Source organism: Microcystis sp. Msp_OC_L_20101000_S702 (assembly GCF_007095705.1).
GTDB lineage: Bacteria > Cyanobacteriota > Cyanobacteriia > Cyanobacteriales > Microcystaceae > Microcystis > Microcystis ichthyoblabe_A.
The window spans coordinates 1-9,421 of the sequence record NZ_SFBO01000043.1 but is presented as its reverse complement, the minus strand read 5'-3'; the positions used below and the strand labels follow the sequence as shown (position 1 = coordinate 9,421).

Here is a 9,421-nt window from a genome sequence, read left to right as displayed (position 1 = left end):
CTCGATTCTCAAGGTCGTGTAATCGGTACTTGGGCCGATGTGTTAAACCGCGCTGGTATCGGTATGGAAGTAATGCACGAGCGCAACGCTCACAACTTCCCCTTAGACTTAGCTAGTGGCGAACAGGCTCCTGTAGCTCTGACCGCTCCTGCTATCAATGGTTAATTCCTAGTCTGAACGAAAAGGCACTCCCGCGAGGGGGTGCTTTTTTGTTTCTTTCAGAGAAGAAACCAGAATCTAGGGATAATGGGGGACAAGGATCCTTTATTTATACTCTCTAGTTTACTTTTTCTCTTTTCTGTCAGTCTGGGGTTAGGCTTCGCTGGTGCGGCGAATACCTTCGTCGAGAATGAAGAACTGAGGGTTAAGAGAAGCCAACGGCTCCCGCAGCTTTTCGATTTCGGCAGCGGGAGCGTGAACTTCTAGGCGAATAATCTTGGCGATTTTGAGAAGTTCGTCTAGCAGTTCCCCGACGTTTTGCAGGTGGGCAAGAACTGCGGAAGCATCGACGTAACCCTCGCGGCAATGAAGAATATTGCCGCTAAAGGAAAAAGCATAATGGATACAGCCCTCTTCGGTGCGGGTTCTCTCAATGAACTTGGGGCTTAGTTCCTTGAACGCAGCAATTTTTCCTTCTGGTACTTCAAAGTAGGGTACGAGGGTACAGCAAGTATCGATTTTGAACATTAGATTCTCCTTTTAGGTGGTGCGGAGGGATACCTCGTGTTTGTGGTCTCTTCTGTCAGTCTTGAAAATTTTAACGAATTTACGTCGTTTCAGGCTAGGAGAAATCAAGATTTCAACCCACTTTGACAAAAGAGAGATCATTCTCTCAATCCCTTTGTAGTACACATATAGTACATTTGCCCAAAAAAATCGAACAAGGGTAAAAAGGGAAAAAAGAGGAAAAGGGTTACACAGTCCTCCCAGCACCGCACACCACCCGAAAACCGTAGTGGATGTTGTTGCCGCGGCGGAGGAAGTTGAAGCGGAAAGCAGAACGGCAGTAATACGGATCTCTGTACCAAGAACCGCCCCGCAGCACTTTTGTAGTATATTTGTTCTTTCTAATCCAAGCACTCCCATCAGTGGCTGCGCCTTGATAATTAGGGTGATAATCGTCCTCGCACCATTCCCAAACGTTTCCGTGCATATCGTACAGACCAAAGGCATTAGCTACCTTAAAATAGCCTACTGGTGTCGTCTGTTTTCGATAAATGCCTTTTGGTCCCCTTCCATAATTCCCTGGATAAACTTTTTTGTCTCTTTCCCAATCAGTTCCGCTGTAATTAGCCAAATCTGTGGTAATCGTCTCCCCAAAATGAAAAGCGGTTGTTGTCCCCGCTCTACAGGCATATTCCCATTCTGCCTCACTCGGTAGCCGATACTCCCGTTTTGTTTCCCTTGATAATCGTTTACAGAATTCTGTTGCTTGCTCCCATTTTACTTGTTCTACGGGTCTTGTCCATCTATCCTGCTCTTGATATGGCTCTTTGAAGTGGGAAGGCTCTAGTTCTAGATCGATGTCTATTTTAGCAGTTGCGGCGATCGCTCGCCACTGTGCTTGGGTGATGGGATAGCGTCCCATGAAAAAAGCTGAAATATTAACGGTGTGTTGAGGACTTTCTCTTTGGAAATAGTCTCGATCGTATTCTTTACAGAGTCTTTCTATTTCTTGATCTGGGGTTCCCATCTGAAAGGAACCGCTAGGGATAAGCATCATGTCGAGATTAATCCCTTCCCCTAAATTCTCGGTGTAATATTGTGCTTCTCGTTGCTGTCGGTGAATGATTAATTTAGTCATGTTTAATGGAGTGGTTAAGTAGCTGGTTATAATTAAATTGAAGATGGATTTTGGGTTCGATCCCCCCCACCCCCCTTGATAAGGGGGGCATCGATCCCCCCTGCCTTCCTTGATAAGGGGGGCATCGATCCCCCCTACCCCCCTTGATAAGGGGGGCATCGATCCCCCCTACCCCCCTTGATAAGGGGGGCATCGATCCCCCCTACCCCCCTTGATAAGGGGGGCATCTGAAAGTTTTTAACACCTGCCTACTTAGGCGCATTAAAACAATTCGGTGGAGTCAAGAAAAAAATAGGCAACTTCAAGCAGGATAAGGACTAAAGTTTCCTCGGAACTCTTTCTTAAGACTATCATCCCTTCTAGAAAAGCAACTAAAAAATATCTCGGAGATAAAAATAATCATGACTAAGTTAACTCCTGAAGAAAAAGATATCCTCGAATCCTATAACAATGATGAGTGGGTTTCTGTGGCAACGCCGGCTAGAATGGCTGAGTTGAAGTCCTATGCTAAGGAGACGCTGACTCAAGATAAAAAAATTACTTTACTTCTGTCTTCCCTAGATTTGGAAGCGCTTCAAGCTAAGGCAATAGAGGAAGGTATTCCCTATCAAACACTTATCTCTAGCATCCTACACAAATATGTTACCGGTCGCCTCGTGGAAAGTTCGAGTTAGTTTTTGTTGTTGGTAAAATGAATCTTCCCAACTTAATAAGGGGAGTGTTGCTGAAGATAGATGTTTTTTACTTCCCGGTGATGGGAATCCTGAGAATCTATCAGTGCAACAATGAATCCTGTATCAGCAAGAGAATTCATTCTTTCCATGTCCATCCCGATGGAGGTTTAATGGCTGTTTCTAAAATTTCTTCCGCTCGCTCCGAAAGATTAGGAATTACACCAGAACACATTCCTATAATTGGATCATCTTCTAAATAAGTATTTGTTGAAGCTGGAGATTCTGGGGCAGAATCTATATTTTTTGAAGTTTCTGGTAAATGACTTTCTAAACTTTCGATCAGCTTTTCTACAACGAGAAGTTTTTCAAAACTCAGCCGATCAATTTGGTTGATTAGTTTTTGCCGCAATTCGATCGATGTCATTGTCCTATCTCCTGTTTTTTTAAGATGAGAAAAGGCAACACCCCCCTTATCAAGGGGGGCAGGGGGGATCGACACCCCCCTTATCAAGGAAGGCAGGGGGGATCGAACCTTATCAAGGAAGGCAGGGGGGATCGACACCCCCCTTATCAAGGGGGGCAGGGGGGATCGAACCTAAAATCCATTTTTAATTTAATTATAACCAACTACTTAGGGCTTGCTGAATAAATGTGAAATGTAGGCAAAGTAAGGATTTTGGGGCTTTTCTCGCGAAACAGGTGCAAGATTTTGAGAGAATCGTCGTTCAAAACCTCGCGTCTTCATCGGCCCGCGTCCTGTAGGGGCGAAGCATTCGGGCAATAACCTATCGGTGAAACCGGAGATTTTCTATCCGAATGCTTCGCCCGTACTTTTTCAGCACAGAAAACGGGTTTCTCCGAGAAACCCGTTTTCTGCTCATGGACACCCCCCTTATCAAGGGGGGCAGGGGGGATCGACACCCCCCTTATCAAGGGGAGCAGGGGGGAGAACCCAAATAACCAGATTTAGTATAACCCCTAAACTAATACACTTGTGCTATAGCTTGCCCAAAAAAATTCCAGAAAAGGGAATGAGGGTAAAAAGGGAAAAAAAGGGAAAAACGGTTACAAAGTCCCCCCAGCACCGCACACCACCCGAAAACCGTTGTCGCCGTTGAAGAAGTCGCGGCGAGAGCCGAAGTCGCGGAAAGCGGAACGGCAGTTAATTGGAAAGAGGCACCAAGAACCGCCCCGCAATGGAGAACGATTATCATCCCCATTTTTTGTCCAAGCACTGCCATCCGTCGGCGCATCCTTATAGTCATCGTGCCAGGTATCGGCGCACCATTCCCAAACGTTTCCGTGCATATCGTACAACCCGAAGGCGTTAGCTACCTTAAAATAGCCCACTGGGGTTGTTTCACCTCGATATTCTCCTTTTGGTTCATGGGCATAGGTTTCAGTAGCTCGATAGTTAGCTAAATCTGCCGTTATCGTTTCCCCAAAGTGAAAGGTGGTTGTTGTCCCCGCTCTACAGGCATATTCCCATTCTGCCTCACTCGGTAGCCGATACTCCCGTTTTGTTTCCCTTGATAGTCGTTTACAGAATTCTGTTGCTTCATACCAGTGGACTCTTTCTACGGGTAGCTCATTCCCTTTAAAGTGAGAAGGGTTTGTCTCTAGGTCGATGTCTATTTTAGCGGTTGCGGCGATAGCTTGCCACTGAGCTTGGGTGATGGGATAACGCCCCATGTAGAAAGAGGAAACGGTTACTGGGTGTGGGGGTTTTTCTCGTCTAAATCCATCCCAACCAAATTTTTTCACCAGTCTTGCGATTTCCTCGTCTTCGGTTCCCATCATAAATGTGCCGCCGGGGATTTCCATCAATTCCAATTCGACTCCCTCGGCTAGTTTTTCGACAATGCCTTCTGCTTGCCTTTTTTCCTTTTTAATTACCCATTTTTCTGGTTCAAAACGACTTTGAGACTGACGTTCTATGGTTGCCAGGGTAAATTCAAAGGTACGGGTTTCTAGGATTTCGATGGTGGCAACGTCAAAGATAGAGGTTTTTAAGGGAGGTGGCGAGGATTGAGGGATTGGAAGGGGATTGGAGATATTAACGGCGATTTTTTCGGCAAATTCTGCGTATTCTCCCCCCAGATTGCGTAAGACTTCGATGCTGACTTGAGCAAAGGGAAGAATTTTTTCTCTTTGTTCTGGGGGATAGGTGGGTAATAGGGTTAATAAAGCGACAAAACTGCGGATAGGACTTTTAATTTCCCCAGCAATATATTGGGAAATAGCATCGAGTACCTTGATAGTTTGTCGCCTACCGATAGCATCATTTAAGACTTGACGTACCCCGGGTAAAAAGTCATAGACTCGATACTGTCCTTCTTCATTTTCTACAATCGGTTTTAATAAACCTCCCATGTAGAATTCTGCCACATGAACGGGACGCACTTCGTTTAAAAGAGTTTTACGAATAAGATTGACCACCTGCATACTTACCGGGGCAGCTGCCATCATTTTTGCTAGTTTTTTGGCCGGTTCTGACGCGGTGGCAAAAAATCGCTCGACCATTGCCTCGGCCTTATTTTTAATGGTGTTTTTATCCTCGCTGTCTTGCTTATTTTCCTCTCTGGACATAGGGGGAATTTCAATAATTTGTTGTTTAATAAATTCTAAATCAAATAAAAAGGCAGAAATCTGAGCATTACCTGAACCAGCGACAACTTTTGCCCATTGTTTGAGGACTTCTATTTCTAACGTGATTACGGGAATAAGAAGGGTATTTTGCCAGTTAATCGGTAGCCATTGGGGATAATTTTTTAAGATTAATTTCGGATTGGGAACACCAGCAGTTAAAGCAGTGGTAAAGAGTTTACGTCCCCGTCCTAGTTGGGTACTATTCCATAATCTTTCGGGGAAAAGTTGCAGAATAGCGGTGGGTTGTTTTTCTGACCAATCTTTTAACCAAGGATGAATTAAGGCTTTTTGCCAGAGAGGAGAGACACAATCACTTACTAGCAAAACTAATCCCCGTCCCCTGGGATGAATAAGTTCTTTATGGGGGTGATAACGTTGTCCCGGTTTACCTTTTTTTCTGCGTCTTACTAACTGTAATTCTTGATTATTTGAGGTTGATAGTTGCCAAACTCTGACGGTTTTAAATGCTCCTTGATTTTCTAAGAGATTTTGTAACTCATTAATTAATTCTCGCCAAATAAAAGAGGATCTAGATTCTTCTACTACTAATTCGAGGGTTAACCAGCGTTCCGGTTGGGGTTTAGTCACGGGTAGCCAAATATCCCTTTCTGCAATAAAAGAAGCGGTTGCTTCTTCATCTAAAATCGTTTTAGTCCCTGAGGGAACTTTTCCCATGAAAGGACGCAAAGCGCGACTAATCAAGAGTGCTGTCTGTAATGCAGGAGCAGCAGGAACTTGAAAAGGAAAGTCTTGGATTGGGGTGGGTTTTTCTATTTCTTTGGGGAGAGATTCTTCGGTAATAACATCGACATTTGGCTGGGATTTTGATAGAGTATCTTCTGGAATATCCTCTAAGTTTTCCTCTATTTTATTAGAAGTTGATGAATCTATTGGCTGTTTATTTTCTGGAAATATTGGCGTTGATTGCAAGTCTTCAACTCCCATTTGTAGGGCCAACCAGATACTATCAGCTACATCTTCATCACTGAGTTGTAACCGTTCGAGTAGTCCTGTTTGCTCTAGATAATCTAATAGTTTTTTAATTGATGAATTGGATGGGGATTCACTCATCTTCTACCCTCCCCAAATCTTTCAAAAGTTGATTAATAAGGTCATCTTCAGTTGATATAGCTCCTTTTTTGACCATAAAAATAGCATTAAGTAATTGATCCGTGGCTAGGGTTTGTGAATTGCGCTTTTGAATGAAGTTATCAATCAGTTTATCGATGTCTGGATTGTTAGCAATTGTTTCTTTTAAATGGGCCTCAATTATTTTAATTAAGTCGGGTTTTTCCGGTTCTTTCATAGTTAAACGGAGACAACGACGCAAAAAAGGTGGGGGAAAGTCTCGTTCTCCATTGCTAGTTAAAATCACAAAAGGAAAAGCGTTACAGATAACTAAACCATCTTTTATAGTTGTTTTTATATCTTTCTGGGTAACGTCGGTTGTATCGGTATAAGCAGTTCGTACTTCAACGCTTGGGACTTCTTCTTTTAGCCTAACTAATTCGGGAATTTCAAAGCGTCCTTCTTCAAATAAGGTGAGTAAATCATTGGGTAAATCGATATCACTCTTATCAATTTCATCAATTAACAGTACTCTTGGCTTTTCTGACTCTAATAGTGCGGTTCCCAAGGGTCCAAGGGTAATATATTTTTCAATCTGTTTTAATTGGTCTGTTCGTTCTTTTGGGGTTAATTCTTTTTGCTCTCGTTCCAGTAATTTAACTTCCTGTAATCGACCGATCGCATCATAGTTATAAAGTCCATCTTTTAGGGTAGTATGGGTGGTAATCGGCCAGTATAATACTTCTCCTAATTTTAATTCCTGGGCGACTTTATAGGCAAGAGATGACTTTCCGGTTCCGGGTTTGCCTGTTACTAATAAAGGTCGCCGTAAATACAAGGCTGCATTGACCATTTTTCTCTCTTCTTCGCGCACTAGAAAGGTTTCTCCCCGATGCTTACGACGACTTTCTCCCGGTTGCTTTTCTTTGCCAAAAGGTCGCCAGCTGGGGGTTTCTAGTGATGACCAATCGTAGTCTGTGGGTTTTTGATTTCCTTTAAAAATTTCCCAGTTTTTCATAATTCAATTTATGGCATCAAAAGTGGATAGTTGGGGGGAACAAGCTGGTAGTCATCCCAAAGTAATGATAGATGATTCCCAATATGATTAGGTTTTCCCCAATCTGTGAGCCTTTTTTCTTTGAGATGTGCTGATAGGTTTTCTAGGTTACATTGATGACAGATATTCTCCAAGGTTTCCTGACATTCAAAATTTTCAGCTTCGCGTACCCAAACAGCGAGGGGAATTCCCGCATAGTAAAAGGCTTCCATGACATTTTCTCGATGGGATTCTCGAAGAATTTCTAATCTTGCTCCTATAATATTCTCTGGTATAATTTTCTTATATAATTCAAAGGGTTCACTATCACAAAAACCACAAATTTCTGTAATTGTGGCCACAATTTTGCCTTTTTTTTCTTTTAATTTTTTACACTTATTTTGCCAAAGCAAGCTTTCCTGATCCAGTGTAGTCTTTAGCCTTTCTGAAAATCTAACTATTACTTCATATTTTTTCCCTATAGGCGGAGGAGCAAAGGAAGGGTTTTTATCGATTGTTAGTAAATCAATTGGCTCAATTTCTTTTTCAATTAATTTATAGGGAAAAAATATCTGAATCTTATTAATAGAACATTGACAAAGATTTAATGCCTCTTGATAAACATCTTTCAAATACTGAATAAAAAACTGCTGCTCTAAATTCTTAATTATAATTCCTTCATTCGACTGTAAAGATTTACAATAATTTCGTTTTTGTGGAGATTCTTGAGTAGGATCATAGTGTTTTACATCTTCAATAATCCAACTCCTGAGTCTCAAACCGTTATTTTCTTTAGTGACACTAACTAGCAAACAAGGTTCTTTTTCTTGTTCCGTCCTCCCAGTTAAATTTGTTCTCTTTTGTTCACGTTTAAATTCTAATAGACGAACTAAACTTTCCCAATCGTTTTTTAGATATTTTTGTAGCCATTGTTTAAGTTCATTTCTGTAGCTTTTTCCCTGTTTAATTTCCAGAATAAGATAACCAATTAATATCTGTAACCAGGTAACTTTTAGTTGCAATTCAGTCGATATTTGTAAAACTTGTTGATCTAATATGTCAATAAGCTCAGTTAAATTAGATAATAATATTTCTGTGGGTAAACTACAACTAACTAACTGAAATCCTACGTCGGACAAAAGGCTTTGATAAGCCAATTTAAGCTGTTTTTCCAATTCAGTATAATTGTTTTTTAGCAAGATTATAATTTCAGGAATATATCCATTGATTTTGATTGTAGGAGTATCTAATAACTCTGGAAAAGCTCTGAACAACATATATACTGGAATAAAAAATGCAATTTTTGCTTCAGGATTATCATGCTCAATTGCAGCTATTCCCACCACTCCTTCTAATTCTTTATCCCAGATAGCAGTCCCACTAAATCCAGCTTGTAAACGTTCACCCGTTACTGTTTTTCCCTCTATTTGTATTTGATTATAGGCAATCCCTTTTTTGATTTCTCCATCAGCCCAAATTCCTAGATCATTTGGAAAACCAAAGGCTTGAAATTGATGCCCATCTATTCTAATATTTTGATGACTAATCAATCTTGATGGTTGAGCTTTTGGCGGTTTTAAATCCTTATTCTTGAGTTTTAAGACAGCAATATCCTGCGGATCGTTGCTGTTAAATTTAACCGGATGCCAAACCTCTACGGTTGTTTCTAAAGATGTACCCGATGCAATTCGAGGAAAATCACACTCGATAATTTCAGTGGGTTTCTTAGTAGATGTTACATTTTCTCCTATTGATTGATTAACAACATGAGCGCAGGTAATAATATACTCTTCTGAAACGAGAAACCCCGCTCCAACAATTATTATTTCATCATTTTTATTTTCCCTTAGTTTATAGATTCTTACAATCGAAAGTTCTATATCTTCAATCATTATTCCTCTGAAACTATTTTTTGATTATTTTTTTCCTTGTTATCCCATTTTAGGGTAATTTCATAGTTAACATCGGCGCTGCCAGATGCAATAATAGCCCCTAGTCCAACAGTCATTTTTATCCCGAATTTTACCTCTACCTGATCGGCTGGTTCATTCAAACTTTTGATCTTATTAATTATGGCTCTTCGGGAATTGTTATGCAAATAATTAACTTAAAATAAAATTCGATGAGAGCAACTACGCTCAAAAGTAGCTGAAATTCATACAGGAAAGGACTTAAGGCACAAATAGGTTA

Annotated in this window: 8 protein-coding genes; 1 reads left to right on the top strand and 7 read right to left on the bottom strand. The window is 41.1% G+C overall.

Translation table 11 applies throughout. The features are described 5' to 3' along the window. Positions 1 to 312 precede the first annotated feature (312 nt). Together EWV60_RS04895 and EWV60_RS04890 are read right to left on the bottom strand one after the other, a co-directional pair. Positions 313 to 687, bottom strand: a complete 375-nt coding sequence (locus EWV60_RS04895) for a putative quinol monooxygenase (protein ID WP_002735682.1) — start codon at positions 685 to 687, stop codon at positions 313 to 315. Positions 688 to 913: 226 nt separating this feature from the next. After that, a complete protein-coding gene (locus EWV60_RS04890) occupies positions 914 to 1,804 on the bottom strand; it encodes a formylglycine-generating enzyme family protein (RefSeq protein WP_287231351.1) in 891 nt (296 codons plus the stop codon). A gap of 401 nt (positions 1,805 to 2,205) precedes the next feature. Here EWV60_RS04890 and EWV60_RS04885 point away from each other — a divergent pair, with 401 nt between their 5' ends. Beyond that, positions 2,206 to 2,478, top strand: coding sequence for a hypothetical protein (locus EWV60_RS04885; protein WP_002791728.1), 273 nt, complete (start codon positions 2,206 to 2,208; stop codon positions 2,476 to 2,478). 136 nt (positions 2,479 to 2,614) lie between these two features. Here the strand turns inward: EWV60_RS04885 and EWV60_RS04880 are convergent, their stop codons facing one another. From EWV60_RS04880 to EWV60_RS04860, 5 genes are all read right to left on the bottom strand, one after another. Then, positions 2,615 to 2,902, bottom strand: coding sequence for a hypothetical protein (locus EWV60_RS04880; protein ID WP_287231349.1), 288 nt, complete (start codon positions 2,900 to 2,902; stop codon positions 2,615 to 2,617). A 641-nt stretch (positions 2,903 to 3,543) separates the two neighbouring features. Further along, positions 3,544 to 6,198 (bottom strand): formylglycine-generating enzyme family protein, encoded by a 2,655-nt coding sequence (locus EWV60_RS04875; RefSeq protein ID WP_287231347.1) that lies wholly within the window; start codon positions 6,196 to 6,198, stop codon positions 3,544 to 3,546. After that, positions 6,191 to 7,213, bottom strand: coding sequence for an AAA family ATPase (locus EWV60_RS04870; protein WP_287231345.1), 1,023 nt, complete (start codon positions 7,211 to 7,213; stop codon positions 6,191 to 6,193). The genes EWV60_RS04875 and EWV60_RS04870 overlap by 8 nt, the downstream gene beginning before the upstream one ends. Positions 7,214 to 7,221: 8 nt before the next feature. Then, positions 7,222 to 9,123 carry a VMAP-C domain-containing protein gene (locus EWV60_RS04865; RefSeq protein WP_287231343.1) on the bottom strand — a complete coding sequence of 634 codons (1,902 nt, stop codon included), beginning with the start codon at positions 9,121 to 9,123 and terminating at the stop codon, positions 7,222 to 7,224. Beyond that, complete coding sequence (locus EWV60_RS04860) at positions 9,123 to 9,329, bottom strand: CU044_2847 family protein (RefSeq protein WP_287231341.1); 207 nt, start codon at positions 9,327 to 9,329, stop codon at positions 9,123 to 9,125. Before EWV60_RS04860 ends, EWV60_RS04865 begins: the two co-directional genes overlap by 1 nt. Positions 9,330 to 9,421: the final 92 nt, after the last annotated feature.